Source organism: Aliiroseovarius sp. B-4, assembly GCF_056857795.1.
In genome coordinates this window covers 246,686-266,182 of the sequence record NZ_JBSXNV010000040.1, presented here as the reverse complement: position 1 = coordinate 266,182, position 19,497 = coordinate 246,686, and the positions used below count along the sequence as shown (strand labels likewise).

The following is a 19,497-nucleotide window of genomic DNA, read 5'->3' as shown; positions in this document are numbered from 1 at the left end:
ACTATGACCGAGAAGCAGGTAAACCCGACCCTGAGGGCAGCGTTGGAATATGGACCAATCATATTGTTCTTCGTGGCCTACACGTTTCTGAAAGATCGTAGCTTCATGGTCGGCGGCACCGAATATTCGGGTTTTGTCGCGGTAACGGCGATGTTCATCCCGGTGCTTGCTCTGGCGACCTTGGCGATGTGGAAGCTTACCGGACACCTGTCAAAAATGCAGATCGTGACGCTTGTGCTGGTGATAGGCTTCGGCGGCATGTCGATCTGGTTCAACGATGAACGCTTCTTCAAAATGAAACCGACGATGATCTATCTGCTGTTTGCGGGTATTCTGGGCTTCGGCCTGCTGCGCGGCACCAGTTATCTTGAGGCCGTGATGGACCGCGCGCTACCATTGGAGCGCGCAGGCTGGATGATCCTGACCAAGCGGTTGGCCCTGTTTTTTCTGGCGCTTGCCATCGCGAACGAAGTGATCTGGCGCAGCATGTCCACCGACGCTTGGGTGAATTTCAAAACCTTCGGCCTGCCGTTGGCGATGTTTGCGTTTTTCATGACGCAGGCCGGACTGTTCAAGCGTTACGGGACAGACGAGGACGCCAGTGAAAGCTGACGCCCGCTTGGCGTGCCGCCCTATCGTTTGAACAAAACGTCCTGCGCTTTCTTGTCGGTTTGCAGATTTCCACGTTGGTCTGACGCCACGGCGCGACCGCGTTGCACCGCTGGGCGCGCGCCCACCTCTTCCAGCCAGCGGGCAAGGTTGGGTTTGTCGTCCAGCGTCTGGTCCTGCCCTTCCCACAACGACGCCCAGCCCCAACAGGCCATGTCGGCAATCGAATAGAAGTCACCGGCCAGAAAGCGATTGTCGGCAAGTTGCCGGTCCATCACGCCGTAAAGCCGTGCGGTCTCGGTGCGATAGCGGTCCTTGGCATAGGGCAGGTCGTTGGGCGGATCCATGGACGGCGCGTATTTCAGAAAGTGATGCGCCTGTCCGGCCATCGGCCCCAAACCGCCCATTTGCCACATCAGCCATTGATCCACCGCAATCCTTTCACGCTCGGTCGTGCCGTAAAACGTGTCAGTCTTGCGGGCAAGGTATTGCAGGATCGCCCCGCTTTCAAAAATCGAAATCGGCGCAACGTCCGGCCCGTCGGGGTCAATGATGGCGGGCATCCGGTTGTTGGGCGCGATTTTCAGAAAGTCCGGCTTGAACTGATCACCCGCGCCGATATTCACCAGGTTTACTTCGTAAGGCAGCGCCATTTCCTCCAGCGCGATGGATATTTTCCATCCGTTCGGAGTGGGCCAGTAATATAGCTCGATGGGTTTGGGCATGTCGTCTCTCCTTCGTTACGGGCAGGATGACAGGCTTTGGTCGATTGGCAAGACAGCAACGGGTCTGCGGCTTCAGGAACGGGCAAGCGGGTGGCGGCTGTGCACTTGACGCAATTCACAAGGGGCGCTAGGGCTAACGCGTGGCGATTTGTTTACCGGATTGCGGGCCACGTAAAATATTCTGCTAAAGAGGTCAGGGACCTTGCGGGCGACATGCCCAGCAAATTCACCCCCGGCGCTCGTGATGCGGTGGGGGTTTTTTTGTGCGAAAGGAACGCGCGATGACAGAGGCGAAATCGGACTGGTCGAAACGGACGAAGGCGGTGCATGGTGGCACCCGTCGCAGCCAGTATAATGAAGTCAGTGAAGCGATCTTTCTGACGCAAGGCTTCGTTTACGACAGTGCCGAACAGGCCGAGGCACGCTTTATCGAAAGCAGCCGGGACGAGTTTATCTATGCCCGCTATGGCAACCCGACCGTCGCCATGTTCGAAGATCGGATTGCGGCGCTCGAAGGCGCCGAGGACGCGTTTGCGACCGCCTCGGGCATGGCCGCTGTCAACGGGGCGTTGATGTCGGTTCTGAAAGCCGGGGACCATGTGGTTGCCGGGCGGGCGCTGTTCGGTTCGTGCCTCTATGTTCTCGAAGACATTCTTGCGCGGTTCGGGGTCGAGGTGACGCTGGTCGATGGCACCGACCTTGAAGCTTGGCGCGCTGCTATGCGCCCCGACACAGCAGTCTGTTTCTTCGAAAGCGTGTCCAATCCGGCGCTTGAGGTGATCGACATCGAAGGCGTTGCCCAGATCGCCCATGAGGTTGGCGCGCTGGTTGTCGTGGACAACGTCTTTGCTACTCCGGTGTTTAGTCGGGCAATTGAGCAAGGTGCCGATGTCGTTGTCTATTCCACCACCAAACACGTGGACGGGCAAGGGCGGTGCCTTGGTGGCGTCGTGCTGGGCACACAGGACTATATCCGCAAAACGCTTGAACCCTACCTGAAGCATACTGGCGGCGCGATGAGCCCGTTCAATGCGTGGGTCATGCTGAAAGGGTTGGAGACGATGGAACTGCGCGTGAAGGCGCAAGCCGCGTCAGCGTTCGAGATCGCAAGCGCCTTGGAAGGTCATGAAAAACTGGCCCGTGTTGTTCATCCGTTGCTGGACAGCCACCCGGACAAAGCTTTGGCTGAGCGTCAGATGATCGGCGGGGCGGGCACCGTTCTGGCCCTGGAACTGGCGGGGGGAAAAGAAGCCGCTTTTCGTTTTCTGAATGCGCTTGAGATTGTCTTGATTTCAAACAACCTTGGCGATGCGAAATCCATTGTGACCCACCCAGCGACCACCACGCATCAACGCCTTCCAGATGAACAGAAAGCACTGTTGGGCATCACGCCGGGCCTTTTGCGTCTGTCCATCGGTCTTGAAGACGCGCAGGATTTGATCGCGGACCTGATGGCCGCCCTAAACGCCGCCTGAATGGTCGCATCCTGAGCATCGTGTTTGGAGAATCCTTGTCACACACTTATGTTATGAGGGTGCGACAGGATCGGAGGGTCCGATATGAACCAGATGAAGCGCAAAGGGGGTATCGCCCCTGACGCAGCCGCAGCGCGTGATGCGCTTGACGTGTTGCGCGACTGGGCTGCAAAGGCCGACCCGGTCGAGGTCGCAAAGCTGGACCCGGCGATTGCCCGCCTTTTACCGGGTGCTGAATTGCCGAATTATCCTGACCTCAACCGCGACTATCCGGCCGATTTCACGCCTGACGCGGCTTACAGGGCGACGATGCCCGACCTGCAAAACGGCCCTGCCAGTCTTATTCAAGGTGCCAAGCGGCATATTCAGCACGTGGGCATCTCGAATTTCCGACTACCGATCCGCTATCACACCCGCGACGGCGCAGACGTGACGCTTGAGACCTCGGTGACAGGGACCGTCAGTCTTGAGGCGGGCAAGAAGGGCATCAACATGTCGCGCATCATGCGCAGTTTCTATGCCCACGCGGAAAAGACCTTCAGCTTCGACGTGATCGAAGCCGCATTGGATGATTACAAAACGGATCTGGAAAGCCTGGACGCGCGCATTGAGATGCGCTTTTCCTACCCAGCGCGGGTCGAAAGCTTGCGGTCTGGCCTTTCCGGTTATCAATATTACGACATTGCGCTGGAATTGGTCGAACATCGCGACCAGCGACGCAAATTCATGCATCTGGACTATGTTTACTCCTCAACCTGTCCCTGTTCGCTGGAACTGTCCGAACACGCGCGGCAGATGAGGGGGCAGTTGGCAACGCCACACTCGCAACGGTCGGTCGCGCGGATTTCAATCGAGAAGATCCATCAGCCGCATCACACGCTGTGGTTCGAGGATCTGATCGATATCTGCCGCAACGCGGTGCCGACCGAAACGCAGGTGATGGTCAAACGAGAGGACGAACAGGCTTTCGCCGAGCTGAATGCAGCAAATCCGATCTTTGTCGAGGACGCCGCGCGCCTGTTCTGCGAACACTTGCAGAAAGATGCACGTATCGGAGATTTCCGCGTTGTCGCCAGCCATCAGGAAAGCCTTCACAGCCATGATGCGGTGTCGATCCTGACCGAAGGTGAGACGTTTGAAGCCGAAAGCCTTGATCCAAAACTATTCTCGACCCTGTTTCACGTTGGCTAGGATTGCGCATGTCATGGCAGCATTGCGGTTTTCGCAATGGTAAAGTCAATCATGCTGACCTAAACTAGATGCAGGGAGGAAACCACAAGTGATAAAACGAGGTTTCCAATGGCAACTTATAGCACAGACATCAAATTCGACCGTCATCCGGTGCGTGCCCGCATCGCGTCGTTCTTCGCGTCGATTGGCCAAGCCATCATTATTGCAAGCGAAAGCCGTTCGCGTATGGACCAAATCAAAGCACTTGAAGCTCGCAGCGACGACGAATTGGCCGAGATGGGCTTGAAGCGCGAAAACATTGTGCAGCATGTTTTCCGCGATTTGTGTTACATCTGATCAGACACATCTGCGCATCTTTGATGCGTGTGATTTGATCTGATCCTTGACAGTCAACATGGCTGAGGCCAACCCTGCGCCCATGTTCGATCTGCGACCTGTCGTATATGTCACCGGCCTTTTGGTTGCCGCCCTGGGAGTCACCATGGTGATTCCGATGGGCGTCGATCTGTTTTACGGCAGCCCTGACTGGGCAGTCTTTCTTGAAAGCGCAGTCATCACGACGCTGATTGGTGGATCAATGTCGCTGGCGACAGCCAACGGCGTTGGCAAGGGGCTGTCGATCCAGCAAACCTTTCTGCTAACCACCGGTGTCTGGATTGCATTGCCCGTCTTTGGCGCGATCCCTTTCGTTCTATCCGATCTTGGCGTGCGACCGGTGGACGCGTTTTTCGAGGCGATGTCGGGTCTGACAACCACAGGGGCAACCGTGTTGTCGGGGCTTGATGACATGCCGAAGGGGCTGTTGTTCTGGCGGGCACTCTTGCAGTGGTATGGTGGCATCGGAATCATCATTGTTGCCATGGTTTTCCTGCCTGAATTACGGGTGGGTGGGATGCAGATTTTCCGATCCGAGGCCTTTGACACGATGGGTAAGGTGCTGCCCCGCGCCGCTCAGATCGCCGGGCGCATCAGCCAGATATATTTGCTTCTGACAGTTGCTTGTGCCGTCCTGTATGTGGCAGTCGGTTTGCCGCCGTTTGAAGCAATCTATCATGCAATGACGACGCTATCGACCGGTGGATTCTCGTCAACTGACAAATCGTTCGGCGCCTTTCAGGGTGTTCCGGAATATGTCGCAGCGGTCTTCATGATCTTGGCCAGCCTGCCTTTTGTTCGCTATATCCAACTGCTCAGCGGCACGGCACGGCCGATTCTGCATGACACTCAGATCCGAGCCTATCTTATCATCATTCTGACCATCACATTGATGATGACGGTGTATCGGCTCATCGCGAACGGCGACTATCTGGAGCATGGCTTTCGTGAAGGTGTCTTCAACGTTACCTCGATCATAAGTGGCACCGGCTATTCCAGTGTTGACTATCAGCTTTGGGGAACGTTCCCGGTGGTTGTGTTTTTCTTTCTTGGTCTGATCGGCGGGTGCGCTGGGTCGACCGCCTGTTCGATCAAAGTGTTCCGTTACCAGCTGCTTTTTGCCTCGATCAAGGCGCAAATCCGATCAATCCATTCGCCTCATGGCCTGTTCACACCGCGCTATGCCGGGCGTCGCGTGGATGACGAAGTGCTGTCCTCGGTCATGGGTTTTTTTGTGTTTTTCGTTGTCACGCTGGGGATTGTTGCCGTGCTGCTGGGCATGACCGGACTTGATTTCACAACATCAGTTTCTGGCGCGGCTACCGCCGTCGCGAATATCGGCCCTGGCCTTGGCGAGATTATTGGACCGGCAGGGAACTTCGGCAGTTTGAACGATACCGCAAAGTGGATATTGGCCATCACGATGCTGATCGGCAGGCTGGAGCTTTTGGCCGTCTATGTCTTGTTCACCGTGAAATTCTGGCGCGGGTAAGTCTGCCCGCGCAAACACAGCGGGCAAACTTGGTGACAGTTCAGAAACGATCGCCTATTTCCAGCAGCTGACCAGAACGGTCATGCCGACTGCCTGTGCGTTCAGATCCACCGGATCCAAGGATGCACCCGCATCGGTGGCGTCCGGTGTGACCCCGTTTTCAGCAAGGAAAGACGTGACGGATGCGGCATCCAGCGCAAAGCTGACACCTTCGGGAAGCGTGCGATTTGCGAATGACTGGCTGGGCAGGAGCATTCCCATCACAGCGCCACCGGCGTCCAGCACCGGCCCGCCGGCATCCCCAGGAAGCGCCGCAAGGGTCAGGCGGTTCAACTCGGTTTCGCCGTTCAAACCGGTCAACTCGGACAGGCTGCCATAGGTCAGGCTGGGCGCGCTCAGCCGCCCTTCATAGCTGTATCCGGCGACCGCAACATCGGATTTCAGGCGCGGATCAACCGTCAGGAAAGCCGCATAGGCCAGAGGGGCCAGTGGATTCTGTGGCGTTAGAAGCGCCAGACCGCGAGTTTCGTCCAGAGCCGCGACATCGGCAACGTAGTCTTCGTTTACAGTGACACGGCCACACCCTCTGACCGCCTCTGCCGTGGTCAGGATTGTTCCCTTGGCATCGACATAAAAACCTGAACGCGACATCTCGGGCGTGCGGATTTCAAGACCGGACAGAAGGTCGAGGCTTTGGGTTGCAGCATCCAGCCCCGCATTGTCTGGTAATGCCTGTGGGCCAAGCGAGGCAAAGCTGGACTTCATGTCCTGCAAGACCTTGTTGCGACGTTTTTCGTCGCCCACTGGCCAGATCAAGGTGAAGCCTTTGACCGTTCCATCCACCAATTGTGCTTGCGTGTAAGATGTGATTTTACCATCCGTGCCCTCAATCGTGAACGAGCTCTTCTTGCGCTCGCGTGGGCCTTCGACCGGCACGATCTCAAGCGATTGCAGGATATCGTAAAGGCCATATAGCGTGTCCTGATCGCCGGTCTGGCTGATCAGCACCACACGCACACCGCTGTCGCCCTTTGTGTCAAAATGCACAAACGGTGCCTCATAGCGTGCAAACTCGACGATCGCGCTTGGAATGGCGACTGATATCCCGGCCTGAATGTCCTCGTAAGGACGAATGCCCAAGGACGCGATGACAGACTGAAAACTTGCCAGAAGTTCTTCGCGCTGGCGGGTGGTCAGAACGCCCGTTGGATCATAGCCACGATCAGTCTGCCAAGCCGCCATGGACCGACGCGTGCCGGCACCAAACGCCCCGTCGATGGCCGAAGTATAATACCCTTCCCATTGCAGTGCGACCTGCAATGCCTTTCGGCCGTCGCGATCCAGAAGCCTTTCGCTGCCCAAGGCCTCGCGCCGGGTCTCGTCCCGTGGCGGTTCAGGCTCGGTCAGGGTCGGGGATGTGTCAGGTTGAGCCACGGACGCAATCTGATCACCCTGTTCAGGTGCTTGGCTTGATTCCGTTGCAATCTTGGCGGCATCAGAAGCTTCAAGCGGGTCAGTGTTCAGTGTATTGGCCCCGACCGGCCAGAACTGTTGCCGCAACTTGCTGGAAAAGGTGATGAAGCTGTCACGCGGGATCAGCCCGGCGTTCTTCAAGGACCGCATCTGAATATTTGCTGCGTCTTCGGTATAGGGGCCAAGAATGACGCCATACCAGTTGCCGCCAATGCGGAATCCGTTCACGCCGTCAAGCCGCGCGGCATAGCTGCGCACCCGCTCTTCAGCTTCGCCGAGGGTCGGTTGCGCCTCGATCTGGATCCAGAACAGGTTTTCAGTCTGAACCCCTGATGCCGACGATGAATTTTGCTGGGCTATCGCTGGCAGGCTGATCAGGCTGGCCGCAACTCCGGTGAAAAGGGCAGCAGCAATACGTTTGGTCATGGATCCTCGTGGCCTTCGCGGCATGGCTTGAAAAGTCTTCGGGCAGATAAGCATCCCCCCTGGGCATGGTCAATAACTGGGTCGCAATATGACAGTTTCGTGCGGTGGGTCCAGCGTGTTCATCAATATTTACGCGAAACGCCAGCGCTTGTAGCCTGACCGGTTCAAAAGCGGCGCTTTCACGCGTTGACCCTTTGGGGGGCAGGCCGTATTGAGGGCTGATATTCCGGGAACGACCATACGGGCAGGGCCATGGGCAATAGCGAAACGCGTCCAAAAAGCTTTCAAGAGATCATCCTGCGGCTTCAGATCTACTGGGCCGAACAGGGCTGTGCGATCTTGCAACCTTACGACATGGAAGTTGGCGCGGGCACCTTCCATCCGGCCACCACGTTGCGTTCGCTTGGTTCTCAACCGTGGGCGGCGGCCTATGTGCAACCATCGCGACGCCCGACTGATGGGCGCTATGGTGAAAACCCGAACCGATTGCAGCATTACTATCAATATCAGGTGCTGATCAAACCCAGCCCGCCCAATCTGCAAGACCTCTATCTTGGGTCACTGCAAGCCATCGGCATCGACATGGATCTGCATGACATCCGATTTGTCGAAGACGACTGGGAAAGTCCCACGCTTGGGGCCTGGGGTCTTGGGTGGGAAGTCTGGTGCGACGGTATGGAAGTCAGTCAGTTCACGTATTTCCAGCAAGTTGGCGGCTATGACTGCCACCCTGTTTCAGGCGAACTGACCTATGGGCTTGAGCGTCTGGCGATGTACATCCTTGGCGTGGATCACGTGATGGACATGCCGTTCAACGATCCCGGTGCGCCAATCCCGCTGACCTATGGCGACGTCTTCAAGCAGACGGAAGAAGAATACGCCCGCTGGAATTTTGACGTGGCCAACACGGATGTGCTGCTGAAACAGTTCGAAGCGGCCGAGGCAGAGTGCAACGCCATCCTTGATCAGGCACATGTGGATCCCAAGACAGGCAAGCGTATCGTCATGGCGCATCCCGCTTATGACCAATGCATCAAGGCCAGTCATTTGTTCAACCTGCTGGATGCACGTGGCGTGATTTCGGTCACGGAACGTCAGGCTTATATCGGGCGAGTGCGTGCGCTCGCAAAACTCTGTGCGGATGCCTTTGTGCAGACCCGTGCAGGTGGCTGGACGAAAGAGGACGCGGCGTGAGCGGCAAGATCATTGGAATATTTATTGTGATAACAGCACTTATCGCAGGTGCGGCACTCTATTGGTTGCAGCTCTACGCGTATTACGACGACGTATCATTGAACACCGAACTGCGTATGACGAATGTTGTAACGGGCGAACCCGAGGTCGTGCTTTACGAAAACTTTCAGGGGATTGACGCCGACAGTTCTCCGCTTCGGTTCCGCGGGTGTTTCACTACGACCATGAGCCTTGCGATGCTGACCGAGACCTTCAAGACATATGAGCAGGCAACGCCCCTGACCGCACCCGGCTGGTTCGACTGCTTTGACGCCAGCCAGATAGGCGCCGCCTTGGAGGCCGGAGAAGCCATCGCCTTTTTGGGCGAACGCGACATTCAGGACGGGGTGGACCGTGTGGTCGCAATCTTCCCTGATGGCCGGGGTTATGCCTGGCATCAGCTGAACGAAAAATACAGCGAGTGAACGATATGCCCGACCTGCTGATTGAACTCTTTTCCGAAGAAATCCCGGCGCGGATGCAAAAACGCGCTGCGGAGGATCTGAAAAAGCTCGTGACCGATGGTCTGGTCGAGGCCGGGTTGACCTATGCGGGTGCCGCCGCGTTGTCGACGCCGCGCCGCCTGACACTTGCCGTCGAAGGGCTGCTGGACAAATCGCCGGACACGCGCGAGGAGCGTAAGGGGCCCAAGGTGGGCGCACCAGACAAGGCAATCGATGGGTTCTTGCGCGGCGCAGGTTTGACCCGCGAACAGCTTGAAGAACGCGACACGCCCAAAGGCCCGGTCTACTTCGCATTGATCGAACAGAAAGGCCGCCCCGCTGCCGATATCGTCGCCGAGGTGCTGGAGGCCGCGATCCGCAACTTCCCCTGGCCCAAAGCCATGCGCTGGGGCGCGGGCAGCCTGCGTTGGGTGCGCCCGCTACATTCGATCCTGTGCATCCTGTCGGATGAGGCGGGGGCAAGTGTGGTGCCTTTGGATGTCGACGGGATCAAAGCGGGCGACATGACCGAAGGGCATCGTTTCATGGCACCCGGACCTTTCGCCGTGGTCAGTTTTGCGGATTACGAGGCGAAGTTGAAAGCCACCAAGGTGATCCTGTCGTCCGACGAGCGCGCCGATCATATCTGGGCCGAAGCGCAGAATGCGGCGTTTGCCCAAGGGTTGGAGATCGTCGAGGATCGGGGCCTGCTGGCCGAGGTTGCGGGGCTGGTCGAATGGCCCGTCGTGTTGATGGGCGATATTGCGGATGAATTCATCCCGTTGCCGCCGGAGGTTTTGCAGACATCCATGCGCGAGCATCAGAAATTCTTTTCGGTGAAAAACCCGAAATCGGGCCTGATCGAGAAATTCGTGACCGTCGCTAACCGCGAAACAGCGGATCATGGGGCGACCATATTGGCGGGCAACCAGAAGGTGCTGTCCGCCCGTCTGGCCGATGCCAAGTTTTTCTGGGAGAACGATCTGCGTGTGGCCGAAACCGGTGGTGCGCCGTGGCTGGACAGCCTGTCGAACGTCACCTTCCACAACAAGCTGGGCACGCAAGGCGAGCGGATCGAACGAATTGCGCAGTTGGCCCGCGCGATTGCTCCATCCGTTGACGCTGATCCTGACCTGGCCGCAAAAGCCGGGCGCTGGGCCAAGGCCGATCTGTCATCCGAGATGGTCTATGAATTTCCAGAGCTTCAGGGCCTGATGGGCAAATACTATGCCGCGCCCGCAGGCTACCCGGTCGAGGTCGCGAATGCGGCGATGGAACATTATTCCCCGCTTGGACCGTCAGATGATGTGCCGTCTGCCCCGGTTTCCGTGGCTGTGGCGTTGGCCGATAAGCTGGATACTCTGACGGGCTTCTGGGCGATTGATGAAAAGCCCACCGGCTCGAAAGACCCGTTTGCACTGCGCCGCGCGGCGCTGGGGGTGATCCGGTTGGTGTTGGACAATGATCTGCGTATCGCGCTGGACCAGCTTTTCGATGCCCAATTGCTGCGTCACGAGATTGAATTGAATGAAAACGGGTCCGTGCGCGAAGCTTTGCTGCGCGATCTGGACAAAGAGATCGCGGACCATGGCGTGTTCGGTGCAGCCATCCGCACAGTCTTGGACCATTTTGATGGCGATTTGTCCAAGCATCTTGAGAAGGTGAAAGAAAGCCTGCCCGATACTTCGCGCGACCTGCTCGGTTTCTTCCATGATCGTCTGAAAGTCTACCTCCGCGACAAAGGCGTGCGCCACGACGTGATCGACGCCTGTCTTGCGATGCCGAACAATGACGACCTGACCTTGCTGGTGAAGCGGGCCGAGGCGCTGAGCACTTTCCTGACCACTGATGACGGTGAGAACCTGCTGCAAGGGGTCAAACGCGCCAGCAACATTCTGGCGCAGGCGGAAGATAAGGACGGCGTGGAATATTCCTATGGCGCTGATGTGAAATTCGCAGAAGCGGACGAGGAAAAGGCGTTGTTTGCCGCGCTGGACACAGCGGAAGCCGCGATCAAACCAGCGATGGAGGCCGAGGATTTCGCCGCCGCCATGCAGGCGATGGCCAGTCTGCGCGCGCCCATCGATGCGTTTTTTGAAGCGGTTCAAATCAATACCGACAATCAGGTGGTGCGCCGCAACCGTCTGAACCTGTTATCACGTATTCGAATGATCTGTGCGGGCGTCGCAGACCTGTCCCGTATCGAAGGCTGACGTGTTTCTACCGGTTGCCCCCGCAAATTTGTGGCAACCGGGCTGACCCGGTCAGATACGGCCCCATTTTGTCGCGTGTATTGCATATAACGTAGCACTTGTTTGACGCGCCGCGCGCGCTATGGTGGCGTATGACATCCGTGCTGCGGTGCAGAAAAAGTGAGAGCCATGACCTTCACAGAGATCACGCCGACAGCGGCGATTGAGAACGCACGCCATGGCGGGCGGGCGAAATGCCTGCAACGCCTGATCCGGCTGGATATGCCTGTACCACTTACCGTCGCCCTGAGTTTCGACGCCGTTCACGGTATATCCGCAGGCGACATGCCTGATCTTGGCGCGATGCTTGCACTTTTTGGCTCTGACCCACTGGTTTCGGTGCGACCGTCATCCGAAGACCCAGATTGGGGTGGCCCGGGGGCTATACTGAACATCGGCATGAATGACGCGGTTCATGCCAGGCTGACAAAGTCGCATGGGGAAACCGCGGCCAACGCGCTTTATTTGCGGTTCATCCAGTCCTATGCTGTTCATGTCGGGCGTCTGGATCCTGACGAATTCGAAACCTTTTCGACGCCATCCCCAGACGCTTTGCGCGCGGCGCTAGAGCTTTACGAGGAAGAAACCGAGAGCTATTTCCCGCAGGATCCGAAAGAACAATTGGCTGAAATCCTACGCTCGATGGCGCGCGCGTGGGAGGGTACGACGGCGCGGCTACTGCGGCAGGCCAAGGGGGCACCGGCGGATGCAGGGCTGGGACTTGTGGTGCAGAAAATGGCCTTGGGTGTTGGGCAAAATACTTGTGGGTCAGGTGTCATTCAGTTCGTCAACGGACAGACCGGCCGCAGAGAAATTCGCGGGCGCTATCTGTGTAAGAGCCAGGGTCGGGACGCGTTGACCGACGCCGAAGACCGCGACGTCATGTATCTGACAAAAGATCGTCGCGGGCGTTCAATCGAAGAGGTTTTACCGGAAAACTTCGCCAATCTGCTGAAATACGGCGAGCTGTGCCGGACGCGTTTGCGCGAAGAGATGGAGATTGAGTTTACCATCGACAATGAGGAACTGTTCATCCTCGACGCCGTGCGGGTGCAGCGCAGTGAACGTGCCAACGTGCGCATTGCCGTATCACTGGCCAATGACGGGATCATCAGCCGGGAAGAGGCTGTCTTGCGTATTCCCCCCCGTGCGCTCAGCGAATTGCTGCACAGCCAGTTTGACCCAAGCGACAAGCGTGACCGTTTTGCCCAGGGGATTGCCGCCAGTCCGGGGGCCGCAACAGGCAAGATCGTCTTCAACGCCCGCGCAGCGCAGGCCATGGCGGCCCAAGGTGAAAACTGCGTCCTCGTGCGCAGCGAAACCAGCCCGGAAGATATACGTGGTATGCACGCGGCCAAAGGCATTCTAACGGTCCGGGGCGGTATTACCAGCCATGCGGCAGTGATCGCGCGTGGTCTGGGCCTGCCTTGTGTGGTCGGTGCGCAAGACCTGTCGCTGGACAAGAAGCAGCGTAAACTGATCGCCAAGGATGGACGCGAATTTGTCGAAGGCGACGTGATCAGCATTGATGGTGCGCTTGGCTTTGCCTATGCGGGCGCGGTGAACATGTTGCCGCCCGAACTGGGCGAGGGGTTCCAGACCCTGATGGCTTGGGCGGATGAGTTTCGCGATATAGGCGTGCGGGCGAACGCTGACACACCGCCTGATGCGCGCAATGCCCGCATGTTTGCCGCCGAAGGCATTGGCCTGTGCCGGACCGAGCATATGTTCATCGACGATGACCGCCTTCTGGCGATGCGCGAAATGATCTTTGCCGATCACGCCAATGATCGCCGGACTGCGCTTGACCGTCTGCTGCCGATGCAGCGCGACGATTTCACCGAGCTGTTCGAGATTATGCAAGGTCTGCCGGTTTGCATCCGCCTGTTCGACCCGCCGCTGCACGAGTTTTTGCCGCACGGGCGCGAAGGTCTGCGGGAACTGGCCGAGGCGCTCGACCTGCCCTTGCGCGACGTTGAACGGCGGGTGGATGGCCTGCGCGAATTCAACCCGATGCTGGGCATGCGCGGCGTGCGCCTGGGCATCACTGTGCCGGAAATCTATGACATGCAGGCCCGCGCGATATTTGAAGCAACGGTCGCGGCCTCCAAACTTGGCGATCCCGTGGTGCCCGAGGTGATGATCCCGCTTGTATCAGCCAAGCGCGAGGTTGAGATGGTAAAGGCTCGGGTCGACGCCGTGGCCGCCGAAGTGCGCATCGAAACCGGATCGGATTTCACCTATCGGTTGGGTGTGATGGTGGAAACGCCGCGTGCCGCCCTGCGCGCGGGCGAAATTGCGCAACATGCCGCCTTCATGTCTTTCGGGACCAATGACCTGACCCAGATGACCTATGGCCTGTCGCGCGATGACGCAGGTCGCTTCATGGGCGAATATGTGGCTCAGGGTGTCTATGAAGAAGACCCGTTTCACATGCTAGACGCTGACGGGGTGGGCGAGCTGTTGCAGATGGGTGCAACACGCGGGCGGGATGCGAACCATGATCTGACTTTGTCGATCTGTGGCGAACATGGCGGCAACCCAGAATCGATCCGATTCTGTCGCGATGCCGGCTTTGACTATGTATCGTGTTCCCCCTTTCGAGTGCCCATCGCCCGATTGGCCGCCGCTCACCTTGCGCTGGAGGGTTGGGCAGAAGAATATAGGCTAATAGACTGAAAATATGACAATAGTCATTGGAAGAGGGCATTCCGATCGGCGACTTTAACCGTCGCTCTCACACTGTGACAACCTGCCTGACTGGACCAAAGCCGCTTTTTTTTGTACCCAGACCGCCAGACATCAAACGTTTTCCGGTGTGGGGGGATAACGAATGTTTCAGCTTCTTCAGAAGGTGGCTGCGGGGCTTTGCTTTGCTCTGGCGCCGCTGGCAATGCCAGTATCCGCAGTCGCACAAAGTGCCGCCAACCCGTTTGGCGCGTTGTTGCTGCATGATCGCACCGCGGTTGAGACAATGGCTGAGGACCGGATAGCAGCTCTCGGCATCCTGCCGTCCCCTCGCAAGGTCAGCGCGCCAAATGAAGTGCTGGCGACGAAATATTCGCCCAAATGGTTGGCGACGCTTCCCAAGCCACGTCAGGACGAAGAATCGCGCTGCCTGACCGAAGCGCTGTATTTCGAAGCGCGCGGGGAAACGATCAAGGGTCAGTTCGCAGTTGCCGAAGTTATCATGAATCGGGTTGAAAATCCTCGGTATCCAAATTCAGTTTGCGGTGTGATTAATCAGGGCACGGGTCGAAAATATGCCTGTCAGTTCACATTCACCTGTGACGGTCGACCCGAAGTGATCAACGAACCGGCCATGTTTGCGCGGTTGGGCAAGGTTGCGCGAGCGATGATAGATGGTATTGATCGCCCTTTGACGGGTGGAGCGACACATTATCACACCAGCGCCGTCGCGCCTGCGTGGGCCAGCCGATTGACACGCACGGCGAAAATCGGCGTGCATCGGTTCTATCGATAAGGTACTTTCATGTGACGCGCCCAGGGGCGTCTGTGTCGTTTTGCGCTGGCAATCAGACCTCTAAAAAGGGCAATGTGACCGCATCTTTGATGAGGGTCACAATGACAGACGAAACCGCAGCCGCCTTTGGATCATTGGACCTTCGCGCCGCGTCACAGCCGGACCAGACCCCCACGCCCGACCGCATTTCCGTGCGCGATCATCAGGTCGAGGTCGAAATCGGGGCTTTTCAATCCGAACGCGACACGACGCAACGGCTTAGCTTCAGCGTTGTGGTCGAGGTTGCTCCAAGCCAAGGCGCGCAGACCGATGATGTCGATGATATCCTGTCCTATGATACAATCACCGAAGCGATCACGGCTGAGCTTGCTGCGGAACGTCTGAACCTGCTTGAAACCTTGGCAGAGCGAATAGCAAAGCGCATTTTGGCAGAACCGCAGCCGCTGCGCGTCTTTGTGCGGATCGAGAAGCTGGATCGTGGCCCCGGCAAGTTAGGGGTCGAAATCATGCGCACCCGCGAAACCGTGGCGTCACAGCGCGACACCCATGCGGCCCCGGACTTGCGGGTGATATTGCTGGAAAACGAAGCGTTTGCCGACCCGGATTTGCCGCTGTTTCTGGATCGCCTCGGCGCGGACTCGCGCGCCTTTGTTTTGTGCGTCGGCCCTGCTGTCACCCGTGTTCCGCAGGTTGCTGACGGTGACGCGCAAAGACACATTGATCTGTTGGAGATCGAACAAAACGCCTGGCGCCTGACCGCCATCGACAAGCGGTGCGTCGTGGTCGGAACGCGGACCGAACTGGATTGGGGCATGAAAAACAACCAGATCAGCGTTTGGGCACCCTCTAAACTCGTGCTGGACGCTGTGGACGGCCCGCGCGATTTCACCCCCCCTCGCCTTGCCCAATGGTTCGCCAGATTGATGGGGGCAGAAACGGTCGTGACGGTTGGTCCGGCCCACAGCGCTCTGGCCGATTTGCCATGACCGCGCGCCTGCAACCCATCGCGCGGTCAGGCGTGCCTTTCGCGGGTCATTCGCTTGCCGGGTCCGCCGACCTGTGGTTCGATGAAGTGTTGTTGCGCGACCGCAATGTCCCGGCAACTCGGAAATCTTTGGCAGAGTGCACAGCGCAGGAGCAAACCCGGCTGTCGCAACGTCGTGCGCCAATATGCGATCTGCCGATGGACCGCCCCCGGATAATGGGTGTCTTGAACGTCACACCTGACAGCTTTTCCGATGGCGGCGATCACGCCAGCCTGGACGCCGCTGTCACCCGTGCCCGCCAGATGGCAGAAGAGGCCGATATTCTGGACATCGGCGGTGAAAGCACCCGACCCGGCGCAGAGGAGGTGTCGGTGGCCGAAGAAATCCGCCGCACATCGAAGGTCATCGCAGCGATACGCAACGCCGGGATCACCACTCCGATTTCCATCGACACCCGAAAAGCGCGTGTGGCCGAGGCCGCGTTGGACGCAGGCGCCAATATGGTCAATGACGTGGCCGCGTTCACCTTCGACCCAGAGCTTGCCGATCTGGTGGCCGAGCGTGACGTGCCGGTCTGCCTGATGCACGCGCAGGGGCGGCCGGATACCATGCAGCACAACCCACGATATGATGACGTGTTGTTTGACGTGATGGATTTCCTGGAGGATCGTATCGCCTTTGCCACTGGTCGTGGTATTGCGCGTGAGCGGATAGTGACCGACCCCGGTATCGGGTTTGGTAAGACTCTGGAACACAATGTGACTTTGCTCAGAAACCTGTCACTGTTACACGATCTGGGTCTGCCAATCCTTCTGGGCGTGTCGCGCAAGCGGTTCATTGGGACAATCGGACAGGCCGCCGAGGCGAAAGAGCGATTGGCTGGGTCGCTGGCTGTTGTGTTGCATGGCGTGCAGAATGGGGCACAGATCCTAAGGGTCCACGACACGTATGAGACCCGGCAGGCCATTCGCCTGCAACAGGCAATGATGAAAAGAGAGAGCTAGGCAGTGGTTGATAGACTTTTCGGAACAGACGGCGTGCGGGGTCTGGCAAACAGCTGGCCAATGACCGCAGAGATGGCTCTGAAGCTGGGCGCTGCCGCTGGCCGCCATTTTCGCCGTGATGGGTCGAATGGCCACCGTGTGGTAATCGGCAAGGATACGCGCTTGTCAGGTTATATGCTGGAAAACGCATTGACCGCTGGTCTGACCTCGACCGGTATGAATGTGCTGTTGCTGGGTCCGGTTCCGACCCCAGCCGTGGGGCGGCTGACACACTCGATGCGGGCGGATCTTGGGATCATGATCTCGGCGTCGCACAACCCCTATCATGACAACGGTATCAAGTTCTTCGGCCCCGATGGGTTCAAACTGTCGGACGAGGACGAGGCCGAGATCGAAAGTCTTGTGCACCACGGTGTCGACCCCGTTCAGAACCAAAACATCGGGCGGGCCAAGCGGATCGACGAAGGGCGGATGCGCTATACCGAATACCTGAAAACCACCTTCCCCGAAAACAAGCGGTTGAACGGGATCAAGGTCGTGATTGATTGTGCCAATGGGGCCGCCTATCGCACTGCGCCGGAAACCCTTTGGGAACTGGGGGCCGAGATTGTGCCGGTGGGCGTTGCGCCCGATGGCACCAATATCAACAAGGGGTGCGGGTCCACCGACACAGCTCTGGCGGCCAGGACAGTCGTGGAAACCGGCGCCGATCTGGGCATCTGTCTTGATGGCGACGCCGACCGCATCATGATTATCGACGAAAAAGGGCAGGTTGCCGATGGCGATCAGGTCATGGGTCTGTTCGCAAGCCATTGGGCGAGTGAAGGACGCCTGAAAGGTGGCAAGCTGGTTGCGACCGTGATGTCCAATCTTGGACTGGAGCGGTTCATGTCAGCGCAAGGGCTGGAACTGTTGCGCACCAGGGTCGGCGACCGCCATGTTGTGGAAGCAATGCGCGCCGGGGGCTACAACCTTGGCGGCGAACAGTCGGGTCATATCGTCATGACCGATTTCGCAACGACGGGTGATGGTCTGCTGGCGGGTATCCAGTTTCTGGCCTGCATGATCGAAACCGGCAAACCTGCGTCCGAACTGTGCAGGGTGTTCGATACCGTGCCGCAGCTTCTGAAAAACGTCCGCTACTCTGCCGGGCAAACGCCGCTTGAGGCTGACAGCGTGAAAGCCGTCATCTCGGATGCCGAGACGAAATTGAACGGGCAAGGGCGTCTGTTGATCCGCAAGTCGGGAACCGAGCCGTTGATCCGTGTCATGGCAGAATGCGAGGATGATGCACTGCTTGCCGAAGTCGTCGACGGCATCGTGGCCGAGGTCGAAACCGCCGCCTCAAGCGGCTGATCGTCCAGATCCCTTAAGCATCCTCGTCAGGCTGACCCACTGACTGATGGCCAGACCTGTCAGGATCAGCGCGAGCGCGATGAAGAAACGTAAGGGCAGGGCCTCGGACAAGACCCAGGCACCGAAGACCATCGACCAGACGGGCACCTGATAATTCACCAGTGTCATGAACACCGATCCGGCGCTGCGAATGATCGACACCCTCAGCAACGTCGCCAGCGCGGTTGGGACCAGTCCCAACGCAATGATTGCCAATCCGGATCGCGAGCCGGACCAGCCGGGCACGCCTTCTGTCGCCAACATGACTGGCAAAAGAACGAGCGACCCCACCACCAGTGTCAGCGCGGCCAAGGTGACTGGATCGACCGGCGGGCAGCGCCGCGTGAAGATGGACGCAACCGAATAACACAGGGCTGCACCGATGCAGGCCAGTTGGGCCAGCGGCTCAGCCCCTTGTCCAAGCTGCGTAAGACCCGGACCAATCAGCACCAAAGCACCGCAGAAGCCCAATGATACGCCGATGAACTTTCGCGTGTTCAATGGTTCGTCCGAAAAGAAATGGGCGAGCGGCAGCACCATCAAAGGGATTGCCGCCATAGACAAGCCAGCGAAGGCAGATGGCACGAATTGTTGCCCCCAACTCAGCAGAACGAAGGGCAGGGCAGTGGACAGAAGACCGATCCATACAATGTAGTTCCAAAGCGTGCGATCCCAGCGCGGGATGCCCCGCCCGGTGATCACCATCACCGCCAATAGTGCGACCGCGCCCAAGGTTGTGCGGGCGGCTGCCACAGTCACGGGACCATAGCCTTCCAATGCGATGGACACGACCATGAAGGTCGCGCCCCATATCAGGCCAAGCGCCATGACGCCGCCCCAGTCGCGGTGGGTGGGATTGTCTGTCATGCTTCCCACTTAACTCGTGAATTTCATGATGTCATCCGTTGAAATTGCATAATAGTAAGTTATGGCT

The 19,497-nt window shown here is 58.2% G+C and carries 16 protein-coding genes and 1 riboswitch; of the genes, 13 read left to right on the top strand and 3 right to left on the bottom strand.

The annotated features are described in order from the left end of the window. The first annotated feature begins 3 nt into the window (after window positions 1-3). Window positions 4-612, top strand: coding sequence for an inner membrane-spanning protein YciB (locus AC13C8_RS15180; protein WP_091431371.1), 609 nt, complete (start codon window positions 4-6; stop codon window positions 610-612). Between the two features lie 20 nt (window positions 613-632). Here AC13C8_RS15180 and AC13C8_RS15175 read toward each other — a convergent pair whose 3' ends face one another. Further along, complete coding sequence (locus AC13C8_RS15175) at window positions 633-1,334, bottom strand: glutathione S-transferase N-terminal domain-containing protein (RefSeq protein ID WP_482848121.1); 702 nt, start codon at window positions 1,332-1,334, stop codon at window positions 633-635. A gap of 130 nt (window positions 1,335-1,464) precedes the next feature. Continuing rightward, a riboswitch (SAM riboswitch) is annotated at window positions 1,465-1,543 on the top strand. Window positions 1,544-1,615: 72 nt separating this feature from the next. Between AC13C8_RS15175 and metZ the strand changes: the two genes are divergently transcribed. The 4 genes from metZ (at window position 1,616) to AC13C8_RS15155 (ending at window position 5,867) form a co-directional block, all read left to right on the top strand. Continuing rightward, window positions 1,616-2,809, top strand: coding sequence for an O-succinylhomoserine sulfhydrylase (metZ, locus tag AC13C8_RS15170; RefSeq protein ID WP_482848119.1), 1,194 nt, complete (start codon window positions 1,616-1,618; stop codon window positions 2,807-2,809). An 84-nt stretch (window positions 2,810-2,893) separates the two neighbouring features. Then, entirely contained in the window at window positions 2,894-4,000 is a 1,107-nt protein-coding gene (gene folE2, locus AC13C8_RS15165; protein ID WP_482848117.1) for a GTP cyclohydrolase FolE2, read from the top strand. 108 nt (window positions 4,001-4,108) lie between these two features. After that, window positions 4,109-4,336, top strand: coding sequence for a hypothetical protein (locus AC13C8_RS15160; protein ID WP_091431364.1), 228 nt, complete (start codon window positions 4,109-4,111; stop codon window positions 4,334-4,336). A gap of 82 nt (window positions 4,337-4,418) precedes the next feature. Continuing rightward, complete coding sequence (locus tag AC13C8_RS15155; RefSeq protein WP_091432615.1) at window positions 4,419-5,867, top strand: TrkH family potassium uptake protein; 1,449 nt, start codon at window positions 4,419-4,421, stop codon at window positions 5,865-5,867. Between the two features lie 54 nt (window positions 5,868-5,921). On the opposite strand, the gene AC13C8_RS15150 is transcribed toward AC13C8_RS15155, so the two are convergent. Then, window positions 5,922-7,766 (bottom strand): trypsin-like peptidase domain-containing protein, encoded by a 1,845-nt coding sequence (locus AC13C8_RS15150; protein ID WP_482848116.1) that lies wholly within the window; start codon window positions 7,764-7,766, stop codon window positions 5,922-5,924. 252 nt (window positions 7,767-8,018) lie between these two features. On the opposite strand from AC13C8_RS15150, the gene AC13C8_RS15145 reads away from it, so the two are divergent. The 8 genes from AC13C8_RS15145 to glmM all read left to right on the top strand — a co-directional run bounded on the left by AC13C8_RS15145 (window position 8,019) and on the right by glmM (window position 18,524). Continuing rightward, window positions 8,019-8,960 carry a glycine--tRNA ligase subunit alpha gene (locus tag AC13C8_RS15145; protein WP_482848114.1) on the top strand — a complete coding sequence of 314 codons (942 nt, stop codon included), beginning with the start codon at window positions 8,019-8,021 and terminating at the stop codon, window positions 8,958-8,960. Next, the gene (locus AC13C8_RS15140; RefSeq protein ID WP_091431358.1) at window positions 8,957-9,424 is read left to right on the top strand and encodes a DUF6446 family protein; all 468 of its coding nucleotides are present in this window, start codon (window positions 8,957-8,959) and stop codon (window positions 9,422-9,424) included. Before AC13C8_RS15145 ends, AC13C8_RS15140 begins: the two co-directional genes overlap by 4 nt. A gap of 5 nt (window positions 9,425-9,429) precedes the next feature. Further along, entirely contained in the window at window positions 9,430-11,655 is a 2,226-nt protein-coding gene (glyS, locus tag AC13C8_RS15135) for a glycine--tRNA ligase subunit beta (RefSeq protein ID WP_482848188.1), read from the top strand. Window positions 11,656-11,823: 168 nt separating this feature from the next. Then, window positions 11,824-14,373, top strand: coding sequence for a pyruvate, phosphate dikinase (gene ppdK / locus AC13C8_RS15130; RefSeq protein WP_091431356.1), 2,550 nt, complete (start codon window positions 11,824-11,826; stop codon window positions 14,371-14,373). A gap of 154 nt (window positions 14,374-14,527) precedes the next feature. Beyond that, window positions 14,528-15,178, top strand: a complete 651-nt coding sequence (locus AC13C8_RS15125; protein WP_482848112.1) for a cell wall hydrolase — start codon at window positions 14,528-14,530, stop codon at window positions 15,176-15,178. 101 nt (window positions 15,179-15,279) lie between these two features. Continuing rightward, window positions 15,280-16,164, top strand: a complete 885-nt coding sequence (locus AC13C8_RS15120; protein ID WP_482848110.1) for a dihydroneopterin aldolase — start codon at window positions 15,280-15,282, stop codon at window positions 16,162-16,164. Next, window positions 16,161-17,168, top strand: a complete 1,008-nt coding sequence (folP, locus tag AC13C8_RS15115) for a dihydropteroate synthase (protein ID WP_482848109.1) — start codon at window positions 16,161-16,163, stop codon at window positions 17,166-17,168. The genes AC13C8_RS15120 and folP overlap by 4 nt, the downstream gene beginning before the upstream one ends. A gap of 3 nt (window positions 17,169-17,171) precedes the next feature. After that, window positions 17,172-18,524, top strand: coding sequence for a phosphoglucosamine mutase (glmM, locus tag AC13C8_RS15110; RefSeq protein ID WP_091431348.1), 1,353 nt, complete (start codon window positions 17,172-17,174; stop codon window positions 18,522-18,524). On the opposite strand, the gene AC13C8_RS15105 is transcribed toward glmM, so the two are convergent. Further along, the gene (locus tag AC13C8_RS15105) at window positions 18,513-19,430 is read right to left on the bottom strand and encodes a DMT family transporter (protein WP_091431345.1); all 918 of its coding nucleotides are present in this window, start codon (window positions 19,428-19,430) and stop codon (window positions 18,513-18,515) included. The two genes, glmM and AC13C8_RS15105, sit on opposite strands and share 12 nt — an antisense overlap. Between the last annotated feature and the right edge of the window lie 67 nt (window positions 19,431-19,497).